This window comes from Pseudomonas sp. Leaf434, assembly GCF_001425545.1.
GTDB lineage: Bacteria > Pseudomonadota > Gammaproteobacteria > Pseudomonadales > Pseudomonadaceae > Aquipseudomonas > Aquipseudomonas siliginis.
Map to the genome: position 1 here is coordinate 92375 of NZ_LMQZ01000014.1, position 24755 is coordinate 117129.

General features: G+C 61.3%; 27 protein-coding genes and 1 other RNA gene. 17 read left to right on the forward strand and 11 right to left on the reverse strand.

Annotated features, from left to right (window positions below; translation table 11 throughout):
- Positions 1–54: 54 nt before the first annotated feature.
- From ASG55_RS25915 to ASG55_RS25930, 4 genes are read right to left on the reverse strand one after another with little or no spacing between them, the layout of a single operon-like run.
- Entirely contained in the window at positions 55–792 is a 738-nt protein-coding gene (locus tag ASG55_RS25915) for an amino acid ABC transporter ATP-binding protein (protein WP_007911148.1), read from the reverse strand.
- Positions 779–1429: an amino acid ABC transporter permease gene (locus ASG55_RS25920; protein WP_016772621.1), complete on the reverse strand. Its 651-nt coding sequence runs from the start codon at positions 1427–1429 to the stop codon at positions 779–781. Before ASG55_RS25920 ends, ASG55_RS25915 begins: the two co-directional genes overlap by 14 nt.
- A complete protein-coding gene (locus tag ASG55_RS25925) occupies positions 1426–2094 on the reverse strand; it encodes an amino acid ABC transporter permease (RefSeq protein WP_024014752.1) in 669 nt (222 codons plus the stop codon). The genes ASG55_RS25920 and ASG55_RS25925 overlap by 4 nt, the downstream gene beginning before the upstream one ends.
- Positions 2095–2115: 21 nt before the next feature.
- Positions 2116–2901, reverse strand: a complete 786-nt coding sequence (locus ASG55_RS25930; protein WP_016772623.1) for a transporter substrate-binding domain-containing protein — start codon at positions 2899–2901, stop codon at positions 2116–2118.
- Between the two features lie 256 nt (positions 2902–3157).
- Between ASG55_RS25930 and ASG55_RS25935 the strand changes: the two genes are divergently transcribed.
- The 6 genes from ASG55_RS25935 (at position 3158) to ASG55_RS25960 (ending at position 9350) form a co-directional block, all read left to right on the forward strand.
- Positions 3158–3865: a FadR/GntR family transcriptional regulator gene (locus ASG55_RS25935; RefSeq protein WP_056791723.1), complete on the forward strand. Its 708-nt coding sequence runs from the start codon at positions 3158–3160 to the stop codon at positions 3863–3865.
- A 120-nt stretch (positions 3866–3985) separates the two neighbouring features.
- Positions 3986–4315 (forward strand): thioredoxin TrxA, encoded by a 330-nt coding sequence (gene trxA / locus ASG55_RS25940; protein ID WP_003206727.1) that lies wholly within the window; start codon positions 3986–3988, stop codon positions 4313–4315.
- Between the two features lie 248 nt (positions 4316–4563).
- Entirely contained in the window at positions 4564–5823 is a 1260-nt protein-coding gene (rho, locus tag ASG55_RS25945) for a transcription termination factor Rho (protein ID WP_003229334.1), read from the forward strand.
- Positions 5824–6062: 239 nt separating this feature from the next.
- A complete protein-coding gene (gene ubiD, locus ASG55_RS25950; RefSeq protein WP_039757427.1) occupies positions 6063–7529 on the forward strand; it encodes a 4-hydroxy-3-polyprenylbenzoate decarboxylase in 1467 nt (488 codons plus the stop codon).
- Positions 7529–8497 carry a CDP-6-deoxy-delta-3,4-glucoseen reductase gene (locus ASG55_RS25955; protein ID WP_056791686.1) on the forward strand — a complete coding sequence of 323 codons (969 nt, stop codon included), beginning with the start codon at positions 7529–7531 and terminating at the stop codon, positions 8495–8497. Before ubiD ends, ASG55_RS25955 begins: the two co-directional genes overlap by 1 nt.
- A 184-nt stretch (positions 8498–8681) precedes the next feature.
- Complete coding sequence (locus ASG55_RS25960) at positions 8682–9350, forward strand: gamma-glutamylcyclotransferase (RefSeq protein WP_056791689.1); 669 nt, start codon at positions 8682–8684, stop codon at positions 9348–9350.
- On the opposite strand, the gene glpT is transcribed toward ASG55_RS25960, so the two are convergent.
- Together glpT and ASG55_RS25970 are read right to left on the reverse strand one after the other, a co-directional pair.
- Positions 9326–10675 carry a glycerol-3-phosphate transporter gene (gene glpT / locus ASG55_RS25965; protein ID WP_024014747.1) on the reverse strand — a complete coding sequence of 450 codons (1350 nt, stop codon included), beginning with the start codon at positions 10673–10675 and terminating at the stop codon, positions 9326–9328. The genes ASG55_RS25960 and glpT overlap by 25 nt on opposite strands.
- Positions 10676–10932: 257 nt before the next feature.
- A complete protein-coding gene (locus tag ASG55_RS25970) occupies positions 10933–11910 on the reverse strand; it encodes an NADPH:quinone oxidoreductase family protein (RefSeq protein WP_056791691.1) in 978 nt (325 codons plus the stop codon).
- Positions 11911–12060: 150 nt separating this feature from the next.
- Here ASG55_RS25970 and ASG55_RS25975 point away from each other — a divergent pair, with 150 nt between their 5' ends.
- The gene (locus tag ASG55_RS25975) at positions 12061–12468 is read left to right on the forward strand and encodes a flagellar basal body-associated protein FliL (RefSeq protein ID WP_056791694.1); all 408 of its coding nucleotides are present in this window, start codon (positions 12061–12063) and stop codon (positions 12466–12468) included.
- 141 nt (positions 12469–12609) lie between these two features.
- Here the strand turns inward: ASG55_RS25975 and ASG55_RS25980 are convergent, their stop codons facing one another.
- On the reverse strand, positions 12610–13062 hold the full coding sequence (locus tag ASG55_RS25980; protein ID WP_056791697.1) for an EVE domain-containing protein: 453 nt from the start codon (positions 13060–13062) through the stop codon (positions 12610–12612).
- A 197-nt stretch (positions 13063–13259) separates the two neighbouring features.
- On the opposite strand from ASG55_RS25980, the gene ASG55_RS27055 reads away from it, so the two are divergent.
- On the forward strand, positions 13260–13415 hold the full coding sequence (locus tag ASG55_RS27055) for a hypothetical protein (protein ID WP_024014743.1): 156 nt from the start codon (positions 13260–13262) through the stop codon (positions 13413–13415).
- Between the two features lie 35 nt (positions 13416–13450).
- Here the strand turns inward: ASG55_RS27055 and ASG55_RS25985 are convergent, their stop codons facing one another.
- The 4 genes from ASG55_RS25985 to ASG55_RS25995 all read right to left on the reverse strand — a co-directional run bounded on the left by ASG55_RS25985 (position 13451) and on the right by ASG55_RS25995 (position 14869).
- On the reverse strand, positions 13451–14056 hold the full coding sequence (locus ASG55_RS25985; RefSeq protein WP_056791700.1) for a 5-formyltetrahydrofolate cyclo-ligase: 606 nt from the start codon (positions 14054–14056) through the stop codon (positions 13451–13453).
- An 80-nt stretch (positions 14057–14136) separates the two neighbouring features.
- Positions 14137–14315, reverse strand: a non-coding RNA gene (gene ssrS / locus ASG55_RS26690) — 6S RNA.
- 30 nt (positions 14316–14345) lie between these two features.
- On the reverse strand, positions 14346–14663 hold the full coding sequence (locus tag ASG55_RS25990; RefSeq protein ID WP_056791703.1) for a cell division protein ZapA: 318 nt from the start codon (positions 14661–14663) through the stop codon (positions 14346–14348).
- Positions 14660–14869, reverse strand: coding sequence for a TIGR02449 family protein (locus ASG55_RS25995; protein WP_007911197.1), 210 nt, complete (start codon positions 14867–14869; stop codon positions 14660–14662). The genes ASG55_RS25990 and ASG55_RS25995 overlap by 4 nt, the downstream gene beginning before the upstream one ends.
- Before the next feature lie 124 nt (positions 14870–14993).
- On the opposite strand from ASG55_RS25995, the gene ASG55_RS26000 reads away from it, so the two are divergent.
- From ASG55_RS26000 to gcvH, 9 genes are all read left to right on the forward strand, one after another.
- Complete coding sequence (locus ASG55_RS26000) at positions 14994–15554, forward strand: YecA/YgfB family protein (RefSeq protein WP_041476897.1); 561 nt, start codon at positions 14994–14996, stop codon at positions 15552–15554.
- A 27-nt stretch (positions 15555–15581) separates the two neighbouring features.
- On the forward strand, positions 15582–16916 hold the full coding sequence (pepP, locus tag ASG55_RS26005) for a Xaa-Pro aminopeptidase (RefSeq protein ID WP_041476895.1): 1335 nt from the start codon (positions 15582–15584) through the stop codon (positions 16914–16916).
- On the forward strand, positions 16913–18100 hold the full coding sequence (ubiH, locus tag ASG55_RS26010; protein ID WP_056791705.1) for a 2-octaprenyl-6-methoxyphenyl hydroxylase: 1188 nt from the start codon (positions 16913–16915) through the stop codon (positions 18098–18100). Before pepP ends, ubiH begins: the two co-directional genes overlap by 4 nt.
- A complete protein-coding gene (locus ASG55_RS26015; RefSeq protein ID WP_041476891.1) occupies positions 18093–18578 on the forward strand; it encodes a DUF4442 domain-containing protein in 486 nt (161 codons plus the stop codon). Before ubiH ends, ASG55_RS26015 begins: the two co-directional genes overlap by 8 nt.
- Positions 18579–18587: 9 nt before the next feature.
- Positions 18588–19805 (forward strand): 2-octaprenyl-3-methyl-6-methoxy-1,4-benzoquinol hydroxylase, encoded by a 1218-nt coding sequence (locus ASG55_RS26020; protein WP_164488353.1) that lies wholly within the window; start codon positions 18588–18590, stop codon positions 19803–19805.
- 220 nt (positions 19806–20025) lie between these two features.
- A complete protein-coding gene (locus ASG55_RS26025; RefSeq protein WP_056791711.1) occupies positions 20026–21030 on the forward strand; it encodes an extracellular solute-binding protein in 1005 nt (334 codons plus the stop codon).
- Positions 21031–21273: 243 nt separating this feature from the next.
- Entirely contained in the window at positions 21274–22890 is a 1617-nt protein-coding gene (locus tag ASG55_RS26030) for an ABC transporter permease (protein WP_056791714.1), read from the forward strand.
- Between the two features lie 155 nt (positions 22891–23045).
- Positions 23046–24128, forward strand: a complete 1083-nt coding sequence (gene gcvT, locus ASG55_RS26035) for a glycine cleavage system aminomethyltransferase GcvT (RefSeq protein WP_056791717.1) — start codon at positions 23046–23048, stop codon at positions 24126–24128.
- 47 nt (positions 24129–24175) lie between these two features.
- Positions 24176–24559, forward strand: a complete 384-nt coding sequence (gene gcvH / locus ASG55_RS26040; RefSeq protein ID WP_024014734.1) for a glycine cleavage system protein GcvH — start codon at positions 24176–24178, stop codon at positions 24557–24559.
- Positions 24560–24755: the final 196 nt, after the last annotated feature.

Sequence of the window (24755 nt, forward strand, 5' to 3'; positions counted from 1 at the left end):
CGGAGCGTGGGAACGATCAACGCGGAGCGTGGGAACGATCAGGATGAGGCTGCTTCAGGCTGTCGCTTCCACCGTGCCAATAAAGTTCGCCAGCTCGGCCGTCTGCGGATTGGCAAACAACACCTTCGGATCGCCCACCTCATGCACCTTGCCATGGTGCATGAACACCAGTTTGTCGCCCACCTCCCGGGCAAAGCGCATCTCGTGGGTGACCATGATCAGCGTCATGCCTTCCTTGGCCAATTGCCGCACCACGCTGAGCACTTCATTGACCAGCTCAGGGTCCAGCGCCGAGGTGATTTCATCGCACAGCAGCACCTTCGGCGACATCGCCAAAGCCCGGGCGATCGCCACCCGTTGCTGCTGACCACCGGACAAACGGTCCGGGAAGGCATCGAATTTCTCCCCGAGCCCGACTCGCTCGAGCATTTCGCGCGCCAGTTCGGCTGCCTTGGCTTTTGGCACTTTCTGCACCACTTGCGGCGCGAGCATGACGTTCTCCCCGACGGTCAGGTGCGGGAACAGGTTGAACTGCTGGAAGACCATGCCGACCTTCTGTCGCAGGCTGCGCAGATCAGCGCGGGCGGCGTCGAGGTATTCGCCGTCGACTTCGATCACGCCATCGTTGATCGATTCCAGGCCGTTGAGCGTGCGCAACAGGGTCGATTTGCCCGAGCCGCTGCGGCCGATGATCGCCACGACCTGGCCTTCCTCGACGCTGAGGTCGATGCCTTTGAGTACGTGGTGATCGCCGTAATATTTATGCAGGGCGGAAATTCTAAGCAGAGGCATGCAGTCTCCTTTCCAGGTAGCGCGCACTGAGGGACAAGGGGTAGCAGAGCAGGAAGTAGCCGAGGGCGACGAGGCCGTAGACCATGAACGGTTCGAACGTGGCATTGGCGAGCATGCCGCCGGTCTTGGTCAGTTCGGTGAAGCCGATGATCGAGGTCACCGCTGTGCCTTTGACCACTTGCACCGAGAAGCCCACGGTCGGCGCCACGGCGATGCGCAGCGCTTGCGGCAGGATCACGTAGCGCAACTGCTCAAGCGGATTGAGCGCCAGGCTCGACGAGGCTTCCCACTGACCGTGGGGAATGGCCTCGACGCAACCGCGCCAGATCTCCGCCAGATAGGCGCTGGTGAACAAGGTCAAAGCGATCGCCGCGGCCATCCACGGCGAAATCTCGATGCCGGCCAGCGCCACGCCGAAGAACACCAGAAACAGTTGCATCAACAGTGGCGTGCCCTGAAACAGCTCGATCCAGGTGCGGGCGATGCTGCTTGGCAGCGTGTTCTTGGAGATGCGCATCACCAGAATCAGCAGGCCGACGAGGCCGCCGCCAATGAACGCCACCAGTGACAGCGCCAGGGTCCATTGCAGGCCGGTGAGCAGGTTGCGCAGGATGTCCCAGAAAGTGAAATCGCTCATTGGCTGCTCCTCGCAATGAACCGACGCCCGAACCAGTTGAGCAACTGGCGGATCAGCAGCGCCATGCACAGATAGATCAGGGTGGTCAGCGCATAGGTTTCAAAGGCGCGGAAGTTGCGCGACTGAATGAAGTTGGCGGCGAAGCTCAATTCTTCCGTGGCGATCTGCGAACACACCGCCGAACCGAGCATGACGATGATGATCTGGCTGCTCAGCGCCGGCCAGACCTTGCCCAGCGCGGGCAGCAGGACGACGTGGCGGAACGCTTCGAAGCGCGTCATCGCCAGTGCCGCAGCCGCTTCCAGTTGCCCGCGCGGAATCGCCTGGATGCCGGCGCGGATGATCTCGGTCGAATAGGCGCCAAGGTTGATCACCATCGCCAGCACTGCCGCCTGCCACTCGGAAATCTGCACGCCGAGCGACGGCAGGCCGAAGAAGATGAAGAACAGTTGCACCAGAAACGGCGTGTTGCGGATCAACTCGACGTAGACGCCGAAGATCGCTGAGAACGGGCGGATCTGCCACGCTCGCACCAGCGCGCCGACAATGCCCACGCCGACCCCGAGCAGCGCGCCGATGGCGGTCAGCTCCAGCGTGAACAGTGCGCCGCGCAGCAGCAGGTCGGTGTTTTCCACCACCGGCATAAAATCGAACTGATAAGCCATGAACGTCTCCCGCGCAGTCGATCAGAGATCGGCCGGCAGCGGCTCTTTCAGCCAGGTCTGCGAGTTCTTTTCCAGTGCGCCGTCAGCCTTGGCGGTGTTGAGGATGTCGTTGACCTTGGCCAGCAACGCCGCTTCGTTCTTGTTCACGCCCACGTAGACCGGGGAATCCTTGAGCTTCACCTTCAGCGCCGGCACGCGCTTGGGGTTCTTCTCGCTGATGGCCACCATCACCACGTTGCCGCTGGCAATCAGATCGACCTGGCCTGCCAGATAAGCAGCGATGGTCGAGTTGTTGTCTTCGAAACGTTTGATGGTCACGCCTTCGGGGGCGACTTTGCTCAGCTCGATGTCTTCGATGGCGCCCCGGGTGACGCTGATGGTCTTGCCCTTGAGGTCGTCGAGGCTGGTGATCGCGGCGTCTGGCGGACCGAACACGGCGAGGTAGAACGGCGCATAGGCGCGGGAGAAGTCGATGACTTTCTCACGCTCGGCGTTTTTGCCGAGGCTGGAGATCACCAGATCGACTTTGCCGGTGGTGAGGAACGGGATGCGGTTGGTGCTGTTGACCGGGGTCAGTTCGAGTTTGACCTTGAGTTGGTCAGCGAGCAGCTTCGCCGTGTCGATATCCAGGCCGCGCGGCTTCATGTCCGGGCCGACCGAGCCGAACGGCGGGAAGTCCTGGGGCACGGCAACTTTCAGCGTGCCGCGTTTGACCACGTCGTCCAGACCGTCGGCGTGAGCGGGGGCCTGGCACAGCAGCAGGCCGGCAAACAGGGAAGCGAGGAGGGCGCTGTAACGCTGGGTCATGGACAATCTCCGGATCGGCGGGAAGTGGTTGCTGCGATCGGACAGAGCATGGGCCGTGCCAACAGGCGGATTTCGCCCCGGCAGGCCGCGGCATCAGCGGCTTGGTTCGGTCTTACTGGTCTGAACAGTCAACTCGGTTTTCGCACTGCGATGGCGCATCGGCAGTTCGCGCCGAACCCCGCTGGGGCACGACTTGCCGGACTTGGCGAATAGCTTTACAACTAGCCGCACCTTGGCCCTGACGCGTCCGCACATCATGAATTCGATCTCCCGCGCCGTACCCGAAGTGGCGCTGCAAGCGATCCGCAAACTGATCACCGAACAGGGCTTCGGTGCCGGCGACGCGTTGCCTTCGCAACGGGATCTGGCGCTGCAACTGGGCGTCAGTCGGGCATCGTTGCGTGAAGCGCTGTCGTCGCTCAGTGCACTGGGCGTGGTCAGCATTCAGCCGGGCAAGGGCGTGTTCGTGCAGTCGCCGGTCGAATTGTCGCGCGGCGACAACGCGCCAGGCTGGTCGTTTGCGGCGCAGGCATCGCCGCTGGATATCTTTCAATTGCGCTATGCGCTCGAAGGGTTTGCAGCAGGTTTGGCGGCAGTGACGTTGAGCACGTTCGATCTGGATGCGCTGGAAGACAACGTTGCGGCCATGCGCGAGCAATTGAAGCTCGGCGACTTTGAGGCAGCGGCGAAACTCGACTTCGAATTCCACCGACGCATCCTTCTTGCCAGCGGTAATCAGGCGATGCTGAGCATTCTCACCGCCAGCGCCGAGATCTTCCTCGAGAGCCAGAAACTGCCGTTCATCCGCGCCGAGCGCGCCATGGAAACCTGGCAGGAACACCGCAAGATCCTCCGCGCACTGGCGCGCCGCGCCTCGGCGGCGGCGCAGAAAGCCATGCAGGAACACGTGCGCAACGCCGCCCTGCGCACTGGAATCGCCTTCATCGCTCCCGCCACGGCGTGACTTGAGCTATACCCAAACTCATCAAGGGCCATAGCAACACTCAATCATCTGCGGCTTCCTGAACAAGGGAAGGGCGGCTATGATGGGCCACGTTTTTTTGCTTACAACCTGGAGAATTCCATGAGCAGCGATCTGATCAAACACGTTAGCGACGCTAGTTTCGAAGCCGACGTACTCAAGGCCGAAGGCGCTGTCCTGGTCGACTACTGGGCTGAATGGTGCGGCCCTTGCAAAATGATCGCACCGGTTCTGGACGAGATTGCCGAGACTTACAAAGGCAAGCTGACCGTCGCCAAACTGAACATCGACGAAAACCAGGAAACCCCGGCCAAGCATGGCGTGCGTGGTATCCCGACGCTGATGCTGTTCAAGAACGGCAACGTTGAAGCGACCAAGGTCGGCGCACTGTCGAAGTCGCAGCTGGCGGCTTTCCTCGACGCCAACATCTGAGCGTCGCAGTAAAACGCTGAAAAAAAGCCCCGCAAATCGCGGGGCTTTTTGCATATTCAGGGCTAGACGCTCCGAAACTCAGGTGGTACATTCGGCCCCGCACTGGTTTCTCCAATGCCCCCTGCTAGCCGTCGCCGACGCACTCCTTTTCGAATTAGTTCGCGATCCTGTCGCCTTCTCCGCGGCGCGGCCTCATTAAGCCAAAAGCTTAATTTCCCCCCCTCCATAAATGATTACGTCATTCCTATATGAATCTGACTGAACTCAAGCAAAAGCCGATTACCGAACTGCTCGAATTGGCCGAACAGATGGGCATAGAAAATATGGCCCGTTCGCGCAAGCAGGACGTGATTTTCTCCCTGCTGAAAAAGCACGCGAAAAGCGGCGAGGAAATCTCCGGTGATGGCGTGCTGGAGATTCTCCAGGACGGCTTCGGCTTCCTGCGCTCCGCAGACGCTTCCTACCTCGCCGGCCCTGACGATATCTACGTCTCGCCGAGCCAGATCCGCCGTTTCAACTTGCGCACCGGTGACACCATCGTTGGCAAGATCCGCCCTCCGAAGGAAGGCGAGCGGTACTTCGCCCTGCTCAAGGTCGACACGATCAACTTCGATCGTCCGGAGAACGCGAAAAACAAGATTCTCTTCGAGAACCTGACGCCGCTGTTCCCGACGGTGCGCATGAAGATGGAAGCCGGCAACGGTTCCACCGAAGACCTCACCGGTCGCGTGATCGACCTGTGTGCACCGATCGGCAAAGGCCAGCGTGGTCTGATCGTCGCACCGCCGAAAGCCGGTAAAACGATCATGCTGCAGAACATCGCAGCGAACATCGCCCGTAACAATCCTGAAGTTCACCTGATCGTGCTGTTGATCGACGAGCGTCCGGAAGAAGTGACCGAAATGCAGCGCACCGTGCGCGGCGAAGTGGTTGCCTCGACCTTCGACGAGCCGCCGACCCGTCACGTGCAGGTTGCTGAAATGGTGATCGAGAAGGCCAAGCGCCTGGTCGAGCACAAGAAAGACGTGGTGATCCTGCTCGACTCCATCACCCGTCTGGCCCGTGCCTACAACACCGTGATCCCGAGCTCCGGCAAGGTATTGACCGGTGGTGTCGATGCCCACGCCCTGGAGAAGCCGAAGCGTTTCTTCGGTGCCGCGCGTAACATCGAAGAAGGCGGCTCGCTGACCATTATCGCCACCGCGCTGGTTGAAACCGGCTCGAAGATGGACGAAGTGATCTACGAAGAGTTCAAGGGTACCGGCAACATGGAGCTGCCTCTGGATCGCAAGATCGCCGAGAAGCGTGTGTTCCCGGCCATCAACATCAACCGCTCCGGCACCCGCCGCGAAGAGTTGCTGACCGCCGACGACGAACTGCAGCGCATGTGGATTCTGCGCAAGCTGCTGCACCCGATGGACGAAGTCGCCGCCATCGAGTTCCTGGTCGACAAGCTGAAAACGACCAAGACCAACGACGAGTTCTTCTTGTCGATGAAACGCAAGTAAGACGCTGGCGTTTCAGCAAAGGACGCTCCCGCGAGGGGGCGTTTTTTTTTGCCCCGAAAAATCTCGCGCCCATCACGGATATCTGTTGATGGGCCGATTCTGCGGCGTCGGCAGCGCACTCCCGAGTTGGAGGCCTGCGCCTTCGCCGCAGCGCGGGGGCCACAATCGAGCAATGACGGGCTGCTGTTTGCCCCTCAGAGCAGGTAGGATGTACGCCTATTTTGAGGGTGCCATCGTCAATGAAATTCAAGGATCTTCGGGATTTCGTGCAGCAGCTTGAGCAGCGCGGAGAGTTGAAACGCATCCAGATTCCCGTCTCGCCGGTGCTGGAGATGACTGAGGTGTGCGACCGCACGTTGCGGGCCAAAGGCCCGGCACTGCTGTTCGAGAAGCCTACCGGTTACGACATTCCGGTGCTCGGCAACCTGTTCGGCACCCCCGAGCGCGTGGCCATGGGCATGGGCGCCGAGTCGGTCAGCGAGCTGCGCGAAATCGGCAAGCTGCTGGCCTTCCTCAAGGAGCCGGAGCCGCCGAAGGGCTTGAAGGACGCGTGGTCGAAACTGCCGATCTTCCGCAAGATCATTTCGATGGCGCCGAAAGTCGTCAAAGACGCGGTGTGCCAGGAAGTGGTCATCGAAGGCGACGATGTCGATCTGGCGATGTTGCCGGTGCAGACCTGCTGGCCCGGCGACGTTGGCCCGCTGATCACTTGGGGCCTGACGGTCACCAAAGGCCCGAACAAGGAACGCCAGAACCTCGGCATCTACCGCCAGCAAGTGATCGGCCGCAACAAGGTGATCATGCGCTGGCTCAGCCATCGTGGCGGCGCTCTCGACTTCCGCGAGTGGTGCGAGAAGCACCCGGGCCAGCCTTTCCCGGTGTCCGTAGCCCTTGGCGCCGATCCGGCAACGATTCTCGGTGCCGTGACGCCAGTGCCGGACAGCCTTTCCGAATATGCTTTCGCAGGGCTCTTGCGCGGCAACCGTACCGAACTGGTCAAGTGCCGTGGCAACGATCTGCAAGTACCGGCCACCGCCGAAATCATCCTTGAAGGCGTGATTCATCCGGGCGAAATGGCCGACGAAGGCCCGTATGGCGACCACACCGGTTACTACAACGAAGTCGACAGCTTCCCGGTGTTCACCGTCGAGCGCATCACCCACCGGATCAAGCCGATCTATCACAGCACCTACACCGGCCGTCCGCCGGATGAGCCGGCGATTCTCGGCGTGGCGCTGAACGAAGTGTTCGTGCCGATCCTGCAGAAGCAGTTCCCGGAGATCACCGACTTCTACCTGCCGCCGGAAGGCTGCTCGTACCGCATGGCCGTGGTGACGATGAAGAAGTCGTATCCGGGGCATGCCAAGCGCGTGATGCTCGGTGTCTGGTCGTTTTTGCGACAGTTCATGTACACCAAGTTCGTTATCGTCACTGACGACGATATCAACGCCCGCGACTGGAACGACGTGATCTGGGCTATCACCACGCGCATGGATCCCAAGCGCGATACGGTGATGATCGACAACACGCCGATCGACTACCTCGACTTCGCTTCGCCGATTTCCGGCCTGGGCTCGAAAATGGGCCTGGATGCCACCCACAAGTGGCCGGGCGAAACCACCCGCGAATGGGGCCGCGTGATCGTCAAGGACGACGCCGTCACCCAACGGATCGATGCCATCTGGAATCAGTTAGGAATAGATTGATGCGTGTAACCCTGCAGCCTTCCGGAGCAGTGCTCGAGATACAGCCCGGTGAGCGGATTCTCGACGGTGCGCGGCGCCTGGGCTATGACTGCCCGCAAAGCTGCCGCAACGGCAATTGCCACGTGTGCGCGGCGCTGCTGGTCGAGGGCCGCGTCGAGCAGGCCGGCAAAGTCCACGACCATGGCGAGTTCTACACCTGCATCGCCGCACCGCTGGAAGACTGCGTGCTGTTGTGGGATGGCGTGCTCGCACTCGGTGAATTGCCGGTGCGCAGCCTGTCGTGTCAGGTCATTGAGTGCCGCGAGGTCGGCGGCGATACCTGGCGCGTGCGTCTGCGTGCACCGGCGGGCAAGCCGCCGCGCTATCACGCCGGGCAATATTTGATGATCGAGCGTGAGAACGGCGAGAAATCGGCGTTCTCCATGGCTTCGGCGCCCCACGGCGGACGTGATCTGGAAATCCATGTGCTGGCGCGCGAAACCAGTGCGTTGAGCCTGATCGAGCAGCTGCAACGCAACCCGCTGGTGCGTGTCGAGTTGCCGTTCGGTGACACACATCTTGCGGAACTACCCGACGGTCCGCTGGTGTTGATCGCCGCCGGCACCGGCATGGGCCAGATTCACAGCCTGATCGAACATTGCCGCGCCGAAGGCTTCAAGCATCCAGTGCATCTGTATTGGGGCGTACGCCGTCCAGAAGACTTTTATCAGATCGAGCACTGGGACGAATGGCTGAAGCTGCCCAATCTGTTCCTGCACAAAGTGGTCAGCGACCAGTGCGGCTGGGAAGGGCGCTGCGGGATGTTGCACGAAGCGGTTTGCGAGGATTTCCCCGATCTGAAGCCGCTGCATGTCTATGCCAGCGGTTCGCCGGCGATGGTTTACGGCACGCTGGACGCGCTGGTCGAGGCGGGGATGGATGCGCATCAGATGCGCGCTGATGTGTTCGCCTATGCGCCGCGCTCTTGAGACTTATAACTTGGTATATAGCCGATCGGTATTTACCTTAAACAGTAAATATCGCTAGGTTATATATGAATCAGGCAATTAATCAGTGGCACTTAATTTGCCTTAAAACATATGTGCCTTATTGTTACAACGGTGCGTTCTATTAAGTAATTCTTCACCCGCGGGGAGCTGAACGCTATTCGCCATGAGCGTCATTGAAAACGCAATTCTGAACCTGGCTTACCCTCCGCGGCTCGATCTTGGGCCGCAGCTGACGCACGAACAACTTCTCGCTTCCATGCAATCGACCATGGCACGCCACAAGGGCGGGCCGGTGTGGCTGTTCGCCTATGGTTCGCTGATCTGGCGGCCGGAATGCACGGCGGTTGAGCGCATGCGCGGTCGCGTGCATGGCTATCATCGCGGCTTGTACCTGTGGTCCCACGAGCATCGGGGTACGCCGGAAATGCCCGGCCTGGTGTTCGGTCTGGATCGCGGCGGTTCATGCAGCGGTTTTGCCTACCGCTTGCCGGAAGACAATCTCGATACCGCGCTGTACGCGCTGTGGAAACGCGAGATGCCGTTTCCCTCGTATCGCCCGCACTGGCTCAATTGCCGGCTCGAAGATGGCACTCAGGTGCAGGCTTTGGGATTCGTTCTGGAGCGCCACCTGCCGAGCTACGCCGGCAACTTGCCGGATCATGTGCTCAGCCAGGTGTTCGCCAGCGCCAGCGGCCGTTACGGCACCACTCGCGATTATGTCGAGCAGACCGCGCACGCCCTGCGCAGCCACGCCATGCCGGATCGAAATCTGGAGGCGCGGCTCAAGCGCTGTAAATCACACAGCGATCAGGCGACCGCTTCACGGCTCTGACTGGCGACTTGCTTGTGCCACAGCGTTGGCGCAAGGAAGGCCATCGCCAGCAGGCAAGCGCCGACCAGCAGCACGAAACCGCCATCCCAGCCGAAGTGGTCAACGGTGTAGCCCATCGCCGCACTGGCCGCGACCGAACCCCCCAGATAACCGAACAGACCGGTGAAGCCCGCTGCGGTACCGGCGGCTTTCTTCGGCGCCAGTTCCAGCGCTTGCAGGCCGATCAGCATCACCGGGCCGTAGATCAGGAAGCCGATCGACAGCAGGGCGATCATATCGACCATCGGATTGCCGGCCGGATTCAGCCAGTACACCAGGGTCGCAACAGTCACCAGGGCCATGAACACCATGCCGGTCAGACCACGGTTGCCACGGAAGATCTTGTCTGACATCCAGCCGCACAGCAGCGTGCCCGGAATGCCTGCCCACTCGTAGAAGAAATAGGCCCACGAGGTTTTATCCACGGTGAAGCCCTTGGCTTCCTTCAGGTACGTCGGCGCCCAGTCCAGCACGCCGTAGCGCAGCAAGTAGACGAAGACGTTGGCCAGAGCGATGTACCAGAGCATTTTGTTGCGCAGCACGTACTTGACGAAGATTTCCTTGGCGCTGAATTCGTCTTCGTGGCTGGCGTCGTAGCCTTCCGGGTAGTCGTTCTTGTACTGCTCGATCGGCGGCAGGCCGACCGATTGCGGGGTGTCACGCATGGTGATGAAGGCGAATACCGCTACGCCCAGTGCGACTGCTGCCGGGACGTAAAACGCCGCGTGCCAGTCATTGAACAGACCCATGCCGATCAGGAACAGCGGGCCGATCAGACCGCCGCCGACGTTATGCGCCACGTTCCACACCGAGACCACGCCGCCGCGTTCCTTCTGCGACCACCAGTGCACCATGGTCCGCCCGCTCGGCGGCCAGCCCATGCCCTGCGCCCAGCCGTTGATGAACAGGAGGATGAACATCATCGTCACGCTGGACGTTGCCCACGGCGCGAAACCGAAAATGAACATCACCCCGGCCGAGACCAGCAGACCGAACGGCAGGAAGAAGCGCGGGTTGGAACGGTCGGACACCAGGCCCATGAGGAACTTCGACAGGCCGTAAGCAATAGCGATCGCCGACATCGCCAGACCAAGGTCGCCACGGCTGTAGCCTTCATCGATCAAGTACGGCATGGCCAGGGAGAAGTTCTTGCGCAGCAGGTAGTAACCGGCGTAGCCGATAAAGATACCGGCGAAGATCTGCCAGCGCAGGCGGCGGTAGGTGCTGTCTATTTTTTCTTCAGGCAATGGAGCCTGATGTGCGGCAGGACGAAAGAAAGCAAACATTCAAGAGCTCCAGTTTTCTTGTTTTGACTGCGGATGCGAATGTTACAGTTTCGTTACCGAAAATAGCATCGCTTCACGTCGGCAAAACAGCGGAAATTTGGGCAGATGAACGTTCCTTTATGAACATGTCGCTCTGAGACAAGTACGCGGCGCTGAGGGAATGGTGGCTCGGGTGGGTTTCTGCGGTTTGACGCATGGGAGAGGCAGATCTCAGCGCTAAAGCGATCCGGATTGCTGCTCCGGATCGCTCCATGTTGTTAACGAACCTGAACGACAACCTTGCCCACAGCCTTGCGCTGGCCAAGATCATCGATCGCCTGCGCGGCATTGCTCAGCGGATACACCTGCGACACCAGCGGTTTGAGCTTGCCCTCGGCAAACCAGGCGAACAGCTGCTGGAAGTTGGCTGCATTGTCCTGTGGCTGGCGTTGGGCAAAAGAACCCCAGAACACGCCGAGTACCGCCGCGCCCTTGAGCAGGGCGAGGTTGACCGGCAGTTCCGGGATGCGTCCGCTGGCGAAGCCGACCACCAGCAGGCGGCCGTTCCAGGCGATGGCGCGGATGGCCTGGTCGAACAGGTCGCCGCCGACCGGGTCGTAGATCACGTCGGCGCCCTGGCCGTCGGTGAGGCGTTTGATCTCCTCCTTGAGGCTGGCTTCGCTGTAATTGATCAGCTCATCGGCGCCGGCAGCCTTGGCCACCGCGAGTTTCTCGGCGCTGCTGGCGGCGGCGATCACGCGGGCACCCATGGCTTTGCCAATCTCCACGGCGGCGAGGCCGACGCCGCCCGATGCGCCGAGCACCAGCAGGGTTTCGCCCGGTTGCAGGTTGGCGCGTTGCTTGAGCGCGTGCATCGAGGTGCCGTAGGTCATGCTGAATGCAGCGGCGATGTTGAAATCCATCGACGGCGGAATCGGCAGGACGTTGTAGCCCGGCACCGCCACCTGCTCGGCAAAACTGCCCCAGCCAGTCAGGGCCATGACCCGGTCGCCGACTTTCAGATGGCTGACCTTTTCCCCGACTTCACGCACCACGCCCGCCGCTTCACCGCCTGGCGAAAACGGGAAGGGCGGTTTGAACTGGTACTTGCCCTCGATGATCAGCGTGTCCGGGAAATTGACTCCGGCAGCGTGCACGTCCAGCAGGATTTCATTCTTCTTCGCGACAGGACTGGCGACGTCTTCCAGCACCAGCGATTCGGCAGGGCCGAAGGCTTTGCACAGCACGGCTTTCATCAGGGCTATTCCTTTGGGAGTGATGGCCGATAAGTGTAGGTGTGTGAATCAACGGGTCAACGAGCATGCCCGGCCCTGATAGTCAGCCATAAGCTTGTGCTTGCGCGGCGGGTCGTTATGCTAGGCCGCAAACCGGATAAGGAGCGAATTGTGAAAGCGTGGATCATGTTATTGCTGGCCCTGTCTCTGCCTGTGGCAGCACTGGCCGAAGAAGCCAAAGAAGGCGAGGCGCCGAAGGTCAATTACATCACCCTGAGCCCGCCGTTCGTCGGCAACTATGGCCTGGACGGCACCGCCAAGCTCAAGGTCTACAAAGCCGATGTGGCATTGCGTGTGACTGGTGAGGAGGCGACCAAACTGGTCAAGGCCAACGAGCCGCTGATCCGCAATCAGCTGGTGGCGTTGTTCACTCAGCAGTCGACCGAGGCGATGGGCAGCATCGAGGGCAAGGAAAAGCTGCGTCAGGAAGCGTTGAAGCAGACCCAGCAGGTCATGAATGACGAGACCGGCAAGCCTGTTGTTGAGGATCTGTTGTTCAACAACCTGATCATTCAGTAAGTCATTCGCTGTCCGGGCAGGCCCCTTCGCGAGCAGGCTCGCTCCCACAGGGTTATTCGGTGAATGCAAAAATGTGCATCACCACCAATCCACTGTGGGAGCGAGCCTGCTCGCGAAAGCTATTTATCAGGCAAAAATGAATCAGGGTTTGAGCGCGATAACTGCCGCCCACTGCTCCGTCGTCACCGGCATCACCGACAACCGCGAGCCTTTCTGCACCAGTGGCATTTCTGCCAGCGCGGTCTGCTGTTTCAGGTAGTCGAGCTTCAAGACTCGCGCAAAGGTTTCGACGTGCGCCACGTCGATGGCGCTCCAGGCATTCTTCTGCGCTGTGGCCTTCGGATCGAAGTAATGGCTCTGCGGCTCCAGCGCCGTCGGATCGGGATACGCTGCTTGGATAATTTTGCCAATCCCGGCAATCCCCGGCTCGGGGCAGCTGGAATGGTAGAAAAAGAACTCGTCACCGACCGCCATCGCCCGCAGGAAATTGCGCGCCTGATAGTTGCGAACCCCGTCCCAGCGCGTCTTGCCGAGCTTTTCCAGACCCTTGATCGAGAGTTCGTCGGGCTCTGATTTCATCAGCCAGTAGGCCATGTCGTGTGCTCCTGAAGCGGTCATTGGGCAGGTTGTCGGGCAATTTTATGACAAACCGACAGTCGGTTGACGTCAGCGTTTGCGCACAGGTTCACGTTGCCGCAAAATGCCGGCCTTTAAAGCTTGACGCTGCTGCACGGCCTACGAACGGAAACCGCTGCTGTCATCGTGATGATGTGCCTTGAGGGGGGCAATCGATGAAACGCAAACCGGATTTGCTATGGACTTTGGTAATTTTGTTTGGCCTGGGCGTGGTAACCACCGGTTACGCGCAGAGCCTGTGGGCGAACAAGACCGACGCGCCGATTGAAGTGGCGCAACAGGTGCAACAGTCGACCGCTTTCAAACGCTGAACCTGTCTCTTCGACGCCGCTGTTCCATGCGGCGTCTACTCTGCGAAATACCACGCCTTGTCGGTGACCGTGCCTTGTAACGGGACATCCCAGCTCGCCTGCGCCAGACGTTCGACCTTCTGACACTCATGGGCCAGGCCCAGCAGCGTCGGCTTGCGCCAGTTCTTGCGCCGGGCCAGATAGGCGAGGCTGCGATCATAAAATCCGCCGCCCATGCCCAGGCGCCCGCCGACATCGTCAAACCCTACCAGCGGCAACAGCACCAGATCCAGCGCCCAGACCTTGCGTTGCCGAGCCAGATTGACCCGGGGCTCGAGGATGCGGAAACGATTGGGGATCAGCTTTTCGCCAGGGCGGATGCGCTGGAAGACCATTTTCGTTCGTGGCCACGCGCTGAGTACCGGCAGATAAGTTGCCTTGCCGCGACGCTGGGCTTCGCGCAGCAGCAGGCGCGGATCGATTTCACCGTCGGTGGGCAAATACAGAGAGATATGTTTCGCCCGGCGAAAGTGCGGGTCTTGCGCCAATTGCCGGAACAGGCCTTTGGCAGCCTGGCGTTGTTCGCCCGGCGTCAGTGCGCGACGGGCCTTGCGCAGCAGACGGCGGAGTTGCGGGCGGGGCAGCAGCGCGGGTTCGGTCATGGTTCGGCTTCGGCAGGTGGATGCAAAAACGTACGCATAAAAAATCCGATGTCGGCATACACCGACATCGGATTCGAATCAGGCTCCCCGGATGAACCGCTGTCAACTCAGCCCTTGAACCCGAAAGTTCAAGGTGGAAGAAGCAGTAGACTTTAAGGCTTTCCGTCTAGCGGACATGCACACCAGCCCAACGTGCAACTTCCAGGGTAGTGCGAATCGGCTCCGGGACATCGTCAACTGGCAAGCACCCCAGGGAGTGCCGCGAGTATACCTCAAGCTGTCAGGCGAATCAGCCCTTGACGGTGTTCTGATCGTCGGCCAGGACCAGATCGACACGATCGAGCAAGTCGCGCACCTGTTCGCGGGTCGAACCGCTGGCCTGGATGTCCGGGCGCTCTTCTTTGTGCAACAGGTCGTGGGTGATGTTCAGCGCGGCCATCACGGCAATGCGGTCGGCACCGATGACTTTGCCGCTGCTGCGGATCTCGCGCATCTTGCCGTCCAGGTAGCGCGCGGCACTGACCAGATTGCTGCGTTCTTCCGGCGGGCAGATGATCGAATACTCTTTGTCGAGGATCTGCACGGTAACGCTATTGCTTGAACTCATGAGTCTTGCTCCAGGGCCTTGAGGCGCGAAATCATCGATTCGACCTTACGCCGGGCGATTTCGTTTTTTTCAATGAGGTGAGCGCGTTCCTCGCGCCAGGTTTTTTCCTGAGCTAGTAAGAGTGCGTTTTGACTCTTAAGTTGCTCGACTCGGCCAATCAGCAGTTCGAGTCTGGCCATCAGCGCTTGCAGGTCGGTGTCTTCCATTGGGTCCACGTGTCGTCTGATGGGTGGTGACTGGCGGACAGCCTTTAATGGTCTTGGCGGGGCTGTCGATGTAGGATACAAGGCCTTCATTCTAGACATAGCGCCGTCTGGCGCCTAGCTGCCCATGACCATTGCGAATTCCCCGTACCAAGCCTTTGCCACTCTGCTGACTGCCAGCGGCCACAACGTCTCGCCTGCCGAACTGCACGGCGTGCTGCTCGGGCGCAGTTGCGCCGGGGCCGGCTTCGATCACGAAGGCTGGCTGATCGACGCCGCCGAACTGCTCGAAGGCGACATCCAGGACAACGTCCGCAACGCTCTGATCGGCCTGCAGGAGATGGTCAAAGGCGAGCTGACCGGCGACGACGTCACTGTCGTGCTGCTGCTGCCGACCGACGATGCACCGCTGGCCGACCGCGCTGCCGCATTGGGCGAGTGGTGCCAGGGCTTCCTCAGCGGTTTCGGCCTGAACTGCCGCGACAGCAGCATGCTCAGCACCGAAGCCACCGAAGTGCTGCAGGATCTGGCCGCCATTTCCCAGGTGCAGGACGCGCTGGAAGAATCCGAAGACGGCGAATCCGACTACATGGAAGTCATGGAATACCTGCGCGTCGCGCCTCTGCTGCTGTTCTCGGAAACCAAGAAGTCCGATGTGCCGCCAGCGGCCAAACCTTCGCTGCATTAATCGCGTGCCAGGGAAAGCCATCTGCCCATGACCCATATCCCCAAAGCGGAATACAGCCGTCGCCGCAAGGCCCTGATGGCGCAGATGGAACCCAACAGCATCGCGATCCTGCCCGCCGCCGCGGTGGCCATCCGCAACCGCGACGTCGAGCACGTCTACCGTCAGGACAGCGACTTCCAGTACCTCAGCGGTTTTCCCGAGCCCCAGGCCGTCATCGTCCTGATGCCCGGCCGCGAGCACGGCGAGTACATCCTGTTCTGCCGTGAACGCAATGCCGAGCGCGAATTGTGGGATGGCCTGCGCGCCGGGCAGGAAGGCGCGATCCGCGAGTACGGCGCCGACGACGCCTTTCCGATTACCGACATCGACGACATCCTCCCGGGCCTGATCGAAGGCCGCGACCGGGTGTATTCGGCGATGGGCAGCAACCCTGAATTCGATCGGCATTTGATGGACTGGATCAACGTGATCCGCTCCAAGGCGCACCTCGGCGCGCAGCCGCCGAATGAATTCGTTGCCCTGGATCACCTCCTGCACGACATGCGCCTGTATAAATCGGCGGCAGAAGTGAAGGTGATGCGCGAAGCCGCGCGGATTTCGGCGCAGGCGCATATCCGCGCGATGCAGGCCAGTCGTCCGGGGCTGTATGAATACAGCCTCGAAGCCGAGCTGGATTACGAATTCCGCAAGGGCGGGGCGAAGATGCCGGCCTACGGTTCGATTGTCGCCGCCGGGCGCAACAGCTGCATCCTGCATTACCAGCAAAATGACGCGCTGCTCAAGGACGGCGATCTGGTGTTGATAGACGCTGGTTGCGAGATCGACTGCTACGCCAGCGACATCACCCGCACCTGGCCGGTCAATGGCAGGTTCTCGCCGGAGCAGAAGGCGATCTACGAGTTGGTGCTGGCTTCGCAGGAAGCGGCATTCGCCGAGATTGCCCCCAACAAGCACTGGAACCAGGCGCACGAAGCCACGGTGCGGGTGATCACCGCAGGTCTGGTCAAGCTTGGCTTGTTGCAGGGCGAGGTTGACGAGTTGATCGCCAGCGAAGCCTACAAGGCTTTCTATATGCACCGCGCCGGCCACTGGCTGGGCATGGATGTGCATGACGTTGGCGAGTACAAGGTCGGCGGCGAATGGCGTGTGCTGGAGGTCGGCATGGCGCTGACCGTGGAGCCCGGCATCTACATCGCGGCGGACAATCAGAACGTGGCGAAGAAATGGCGCGGTATTGGCGTGCGTATCGAGGATGACGTGGTCGTGACCCGATCCGGTTGTGAAATCCTCACCAGCGGCGTGCCGAAAACCGTCGCCGAGATCGAGGCGCTGATGGCACAAGCAAGGACACACGCAGCATGAGTCGAGTCAATCTGGCAATCATCGGTGGCGGTCTGGTCGGCGCCAGTCTGGCGTTGGCGTTGCAGGCCGGGGCCAAGGCGCAGGGCTGGAAAATCGTCCTGATCGAACCGTTCGCCCCCGGCGACAGCTGGCAACCGAGCTACGACGCTCGCTCCTCGGCGCTGTCCTTCGGCTCGCGGCAGATTTATCAGCGCCTGGGCGTGTGGCAGGAAATCTCCCGCCGCGCCGAGCCGATCAAACAGATTCACGTCTCTGACCGTGGCCGCTTCTCCACCGCGCGCTTGTCGGCGATGGAAGAGGGTGTGCCAGCGCTCGGTTACGTGGTGGAAAACGCCTGGCTCGGCCAGTGCCTGTGGCAGCACCTCGACAAAGACGTGATCACGTGGCGCTGCCCGGCGGAAGTCACGCGCATGGAGCCGTTGGCCGATGGCTATCGTCTGACCCTCAACGATGAAACCACGCTGGAATGCGATCTCGCGGTGCTCGCCGATGGCGGCCGCTCCGGCTTGCGCGAACAGTTGGGCATCAACGTGCGCAAGCGCCCGTACAACCAGAGCGCGCTGATCGCCAACATCACCCCGAGCGAAGCGCACAACGGCATGGCCTTCGAGCGCTTTACCGATGAGGGGCCGATGGCCCTGCTGCCGCTGCCGGACAATCGTTGCGCACTGGTGTGGACGCGGCTGGGCATGGACGCGCAGCGTCTGACTGAATTGAGCGAGCGTGATTTTCTCAGCGAGCTGCAAGGCGTATTCGGTTACCGGCTCGGCACTTTGAAACAGGTCGGCGCACGGCATTTGTATCCGCTGGCACTGATCGAGGCTGAGGAACAGGTGCGCTCGCATCTGGCCGTGCTCGGCAACGCCGCACACAGCCTGCACCCGATCGCCGGCCAGGGCTTCAACCTGTCGCTGCGTGACGCCGACGCCTTGGCTGCCGCGCTGCTGGCCAGCGACAAGCCGCTGGGCGACTTCGCCACGTTGCAGGCCTATCGCGAACGGCAGCGCCTCGATCAGGACCTGACGGTGGGCTTCTCCGATCAGGTCACGCGCCTGTTCGGCAGCACCCAGCCGCTGGTGTCGCTGGGGCGCAACCTCGGCCTGCTCGGCCTCGACCTGCTGCCACCGGCCAAGCGCTGGTTCGCCCGGCAGGCGATGGGTCTGGGAACCCGTCCGGATGCTTGAGTGGCTGAGCAACACATTCGGCAAGGCGCGATTGATGCGTTGGGTAATGACCTGCTACCCGCCATATCTCGGCGCGGGTGTGCGGGTGCGGCACATCAGCGATGACTTTCGCGACGTTCAGGTGTCCATGGGGTTGGGCTGGTACAACCGCAACTATGTCGGCACCCAGTTTGGCGGCAGTCTGTATTCGATGGTCGACCCGTTCTTCATGTTGATGCTCATGGAAAACCTCGGCCCGAAGTACATCGTCTGGGACAAGGCCGCCGACATCGATTTCATTGCGCCGGGCAAAGGCCCGGTATTCGCCCGGTTCAACATCGACCAGACCCTGCTCGACGAGATCCGCCGGCAGACCGCCAACGGCGAGAAATACCTGCCGCAGTTGCAGGTCGACATTCATGACGGCGCCGGCAACCTTGTGGCGCGGGTCGGTAAAACCCTTTACGTGCGGCTCAAGCCGCAAGCGAGACAGGCCTAAAGCATGGAAATGCGCGCAGATGTGCTGATTGTCGGAGCCGGAATGGTCGGCAGCGCCCTGGCGCTGGCGTTACAGGACAGTGGGCTGGAAGTGCTGTTGCTCGACGGTAGCCCGCTGAGTGTCAAACCCTTCGATGCCGAAGCGGCGTTCGAACCGCGCGTCAGTGCATTGTCGGCGGCGAGCCAGCGCATTCTCGAGCGCCTTGGCGTCTGGGACGGCATCGCCCAGCGGCGCAGCAGCCCGTACACCGACATGCACGTGTGGGACGGCAGCGGCACCGGGCAGATTCATTTCTCGGCGAGCAGCGTGCATGCCGATGTGCTCGGCCACATCGTCGAAAACCGCGTGGTCCAGGATGCGCTGCTCGAGCGTTTGCATGATTGCGACCTCGGCATGTTGGCCAATGCGCGGCTGGAGCAGATGCGTCGCTCCGGCGATGACTGGCTGCTGACGCTGGCCGACGGCCGCACCTTGCGCGCGCCGCTGGTGATCGCGGCCGATGGCGCCAATTCTGCTGTGCGCCGTCTGACCGGCGTGGCGACTCGCGAGTGGGATTATCTGCATCACGCCATCGTCACCAGCGTGCGCTGCAGCCAGCCGCACCGCAAAACCGCCTGGCAGCGCTTTACCGATCACGGGCCATTGGCGTTTTTGCCGCTGGAGCGTGATGGTCAGCAGGACTGGTGCTCGATCGTCTGGTCGACCACACCGGCTGAAGCCGAGCGCTTGATGGCGCTCGAGGAGACTGCGTTTTGCGCTGAGCTGGAGCGAGCGTTCGAAGGGCGCCTCGGTGAAGTGATCAGCGCCGATCCGCGTCTGTGCGTGCCGCTGCGTCAGCGCCATGCCAAGCGCTACGTCGCTGAGGGCCTGGCCTTGATCGGTGATGCGGCGCACACCATTCACCCCTTGGCGGGGCAGGGTGTGAACCTTGGATTCCTCGATGCCGCCGTGCTGGCGGAAGTGCTCCTGCAAGCGCATCAGCGCGGTGAGCGACTGGCGGACGTGAAGGTGCTGAGCCGCTACGAGCGTCGGCGCATGCCGCACAATCTGGCGCTGATGGCAGCGATGGAAGGCTTCGAGCGGTTGTTCCAGGCCGACCCCCTGCCGCTGCGCTGGTTGCGCAATGCCGGATTGAAACTGGTCGAGCAGATGCCCGAGGCCAAGGCGTTGTTTGTGCGCGAGGCGCTGGGGTTGATCGGTGATCTTCCCGCTCTGGCAAAGCCCTGAGCGCCTCATTGAGGCTGATGGCCCCTTCGCGAGCAGGCTCGCTCCCACTGTTGAGATGCATTCCAATGTGGGAGCGAGCCTGCTCGCGAAAGCGTCCGCCCACTTACCGCAGTTTTGAGCCGTGCAACATCTGGTAACGCCTTCCCCCAGTGTTCGATTGTGGTGGTAAATGTGAGTCCTTATCATTTGGCCCACCTTTCCCGACCGTGAGACCACTCCCATGTTGGCACCCAAGCGTCTTCTGACCGCACTGGCCTTGACCCTGATCGGCAGCACCACTGCCCAGGCCGCCGATGAGGTGGTGGTGTACTCGTCGCGCATCGATGAGCTGATCAAACCGGTATTCGATGCCTACACCGCCAAGACCGGGGTGAAGATCAAGTTCATCACCGACAAGGAAGCGCCGCTGATGCAGCGCATCAAGGCCGAAGGCGAAACCGCCACCGCCGATCTGCTGCTTACCGTCGATGCCGGCAACCTGTGGCAGGCCGAGCAGATGGGCATCCTCCAGCCATTCACCTCGAAAACCATCGACGCCAATATTCCTCAGCAATATCGCTCGTCCACCCACGCCTGGACCGGCCTGAGCCTGCGCGCACGGACCATCGCCTATTCCACCGAGCGGGTGAAGCCGGGCGAACTGACCACGTACGAAGCGCTGGCCGACAAGAACTGGGAAGGCCGCCTGTGCCTGCGCACGGCGAAGAAGGTCTACAACCAGTCGTTGACTGCGACCATGATCGAAGTCCACGGCGCCGAGAAGACCGAGAAAATCCTCAAGGGCTGGGTCAACAACCTGTCCACTGACGTGTTCTCCGATGACGTTGCAGTGCTGGAAGCGATCAACGCCGGGCAGTGTGACGTTGGCATCGTCAACACCTACTACTACGGTCGCCTGCACAAGCAGAAGCCTGAATTGCCGGTGAAGCTGTTCTGGCCGAATCAGGCCGATCGCGGTGTGCATGTGAACCTGTCGGGCATCGGCCTGACCAAACATGCACCGCACCCGGAAGCGGCCAAGGCGCTGGTCGAATGGATGACCACGCCTGAGGCGCAGAAGATTTTTGCTGATGTGAATCAGGAATTCCCGGCCAACCCGGCGGTGGCGCCATCGGAAGAAGTGGCGGCGTGGGGCAAGTTTGTTGCTGATACGTTGCCGGTTGAGGTGGCGGGTAAACGTCAGGCCGAGGCGATCCGGATGATGGATCGGGCGGGGTGGAACTGAGGCGTTTCGTGTAACTGTTGATCTTTCAAGATCGCTCCCTCACCCCAGCCCTCTCCCGGAGGGAGAGGGAGCCAACTTGTTGCTTTCGAAACTTGAGTTCGACTCAATATCTCAGGTCGATGTAGTTTGCATGAGCACCTCGGTCAGTTCCCTCTCCCTCCGGGAGAGGGCTAGGGTGAGGGCAGCAATCCCAACCTGAAATACGCAATCCAAGAACACCCCAATCCCTCCAGAGACCCAAAAGTGGCCCACCCCGCCCAACGCCGCTGGTACCCCATCGTCTTCGCCATCGCCGCGCTGGTGTTGTTGCCCCTGAGCGTGTTGCTGCTGTCGTGGCAGACCATCGATCAGCAGATCTGGTCGCACCTGTGGCAAACCCAGATGCCGCGTCTGCTCGGCAATACCCTGACGCTGATCCTCGGCGTCGGTGTCGGCGTGATTCTGCTGGGTGTCAGCCTCGCATGGCTGACCAGCCTCTGTGAATTCCCCGGTCGGCGCTGGCTCGACTGGGCGCTGATGCTGCCCTTCGCCATTCCAGCGTATGTACTGGCGTTCGTTTTCGTCGGCCTGCTCGATTTCGCCGGCCCCGTGCAGTCCCTGTTGCGCGAATGGTTCGGCAGCGGCCTGCGCCTGCCTCGGGTACGGTCCACCGGCGGGGTGATCGTGGTGCTGGTGCTGGTGTTTTATCCCTACGTTTATCTGCTGGCGCGCACCGCGTTTCTGGCTCAGGGCAAAGGTTTGATGGAAGCGGCGCGGGTGCTGGGCCAGTCGCCGTGGCAGGCGTTCTGGCGGGTTGCGCTGCCGATGGCGCGTCCGGCGATTGGCGCGGGCGTGGCGCTGGCGCTGATGGAAACCCTCGCCGATTTTGGCGCGGTGTCGGTGTTCAACTTCGATACCTTCACCACGGCCATCTACAAAACCTGGTACGGCTTTTTCAGCCTGCCCAGCGCTGCGCAACTGGCCAGTCTGTTGCTGCTGGTGGTGATGCTGGTGCTGTACGGCGAGCGCCGGGCACGCGGGGCGAATCGGGCCAGCAACGAGCGGCCACGGGTGAAAGCGCTGTATCACCTGCGGGGAATCAAGGCCTTCGCGGCGACGGGCTGGTGTGGATTGGTGTTCGCCTGCGCCTTCGTCATCCCGGTGCTGCAACTGATCGTCTGGTTCTGGCAGCGTGGACGCTTCGATCTGGATGAGCGTTACGCCGGGCTGATTCTGCACACGCTCTATCTGGGCGCGATGGCGGCGCTGATCACCGTCAGCGTTGCGCTGTTGCTGGCGTTTGCCCGGCGCCTGGCACCGACCCCAGCCATCAACTCCGGGGTCGGCCTGGCCAATCTCGGCTACGCCTTGCCCGGTTCGGTGCTGGCGGTGTCGATCATGCTTGCCTTCAGTTATCTGGATCGTGAACTGGTGATTCCGCTCTCCGCCTGGCTCGGTGGTGCCGGCAAACCGTTGCTGCTCGGCAGCCTCGCGGCGTTGCTGATGGCTTATCTGGTGCGCTTCATTGCCGTCGCCTATGGACCGCTGGAAAGCAGTCTGGCGCGTATACGGCCATCTTTGCCTGAAGCGGCACGCAGCCTGGGTGTCAGTGGGCCGCGACTGTTTTTCAAAGTGTATCTGCCGCTCTTGCTGCCCGGCACGTTGAGCGCCGCGTTGCTGGTGTTCGTCGATGTGCTCAAGGAAATGCCCGCGACCCTGCTGATGCGCCCGTTTGGCTGGGACACGCTGGCGGTGCGCATCTTTGAAATGACCAGCGAAGGCGAATGGGCGCGCGCCTCGTTGCCAGCATTGACCCTGGTGCTGGTCGGGCTGTTGCCGGTGATCGGATTGATTCGACGTTCGGCGCATCGAAACACTTAGTCGTCAGTCCTACATCATGCGGCTACAATGCGCGGCATTCGGTGCGGTTCGTCTGACAGACCCGTGCGCTGGAATCGGCTGCAAGCCTTATCCATCAAGGCTTTCAGCCGTATAGCGGCGGTCCGCACCCTCGCCACGCCCGGAAGGAGAAACCCATGGGACAGCGTACGCCTCTGTATGACCTGCACCTCGCGCTCGGCGCGAAGATGGTCGATTTTGGCGGTTGGGATATGCCACTGCATTACGGCTCGCAGGTCGAGGAGCACCACGAAGTGCGCCGCGATTGCGGGGTGTTCGATGTTTCCCATATGACCGTGATTGATGTCACCGGCGCCCAGGCCAAGGCCTGGCTCCAGCATCTGCTGGCCAACGACGTCGAACGTCTGCACCGCCCCGGCCGGGCGTTGTACAGCACCATGCTCAATGAGCGCGGTGGCATCGTCGACGACATGATCGTCTATCGCCTCGACGACGCGTACCGGCTGGTGTTCAACGCCTCGACCCGCGATCAGGATCTGGCCTGGATGAACGCCCAGCTCGGCGCCTACGACGTGCAACTGCACGAGCGCGCCGAGCTGGCGATGCTCGCCATCCAAGGCCCGCAGGCCCGGCACAAGATTGCCGAACTGGTCACCCAGTCGCGCGCCACGCTGATCCAGCAACTCAAACCTTTCGAAGGCGCCATCGACGGCGACTGGTTCATCGCGCGTACCGGTTACACCGGCGAGGATGGCCTGGAAATCTGCCTGCCGGCCAATCAGGCGCCGGGTTTCTTCAACGATCTGGTCGGTGCGGGTATTTCGCCGATCGGCCTCGGTGCTCGCGACACCTTGCGTGTCGAGGCCGGAATGAACCTGTACGGTCAGGACATTCATCAGGACGTTTCACCGCTGGCCTCGAACATGGCCTGGAGCATCGCCTGGGAGCCGGCCTCGCGGCAGTTCATCGGCCGTGCGGCGCTGGAGGCGGAAAAAGCCGTCGGCGTGGCGCATAAACTGGTCGGTCTGGTGCTGGAAGAGCGCGGGGTTTTGCGCGCTCACCAAGTGGTTCGCATCGCCGATGTTGGCGAAGGGGAGATCACCAGTGGTAGTTTCTCTCCTACGCTGAGCAAATCGATTGCCTTGGCGCGTGTACCGATGGCAACCGCCGACCGCGCCGAAGTGGAAATCCGTGGCAAGTGGTACCCGGTACGGGTGGTCAAACCGACCTTCGTGCGCCATGGCAAAACCTTGATCTAACCTTTTCTGGCGGGCATGACCGCTGACCAATTTCCGAGGAACCGAAGATGAGCGATATCCCTGCCGAACTGCGTTTTGCCGAAAGTCATGAATGGGCGCGTCTGGAAGCCGACGGCACCGTCACCGTGGGCATCAGCGATCACGCGCAGGAAGCGCTGGGCGACGTGGTGTTCGTCGAGTTGACCGAAGTCGGCAAGGTGTTCGCCGCCGGTGATCAATCCGGCGTGGTCGAGTCGGTGAAAGCCGCCTCCGACATCTACGCCCCGGTCAGCGGTGAAGTCATCGCGATCAACGAAGAGCTGGGTGGCTCGCCTGAGCTGCTGAACTCCGACCCGTACGGCGCGTGGATCTTCAAGCTCAAGCCAAGCGACAAGGCCGAGCTGGACAAGCTGCTGGATGCGGCGGCTTACAAGGCTGCCATCGGCGAGTAACTTGCCGGTATGACCCAAAGCCCCGATTCGTCGGGGCTTTTTTTCAGAATCAAAAGATCGCAGCCTTCGGCAGCTCCTACCTTTGAAATACATTCCCCTGTAGATACCGTCTTGAGCCTCACCGGGCAAGCGCAAGTTTCGGGTCATATGGCAGTCCTGACTTGAGCACTCCGTAAACGAAGTGCAGCAGCTTGCG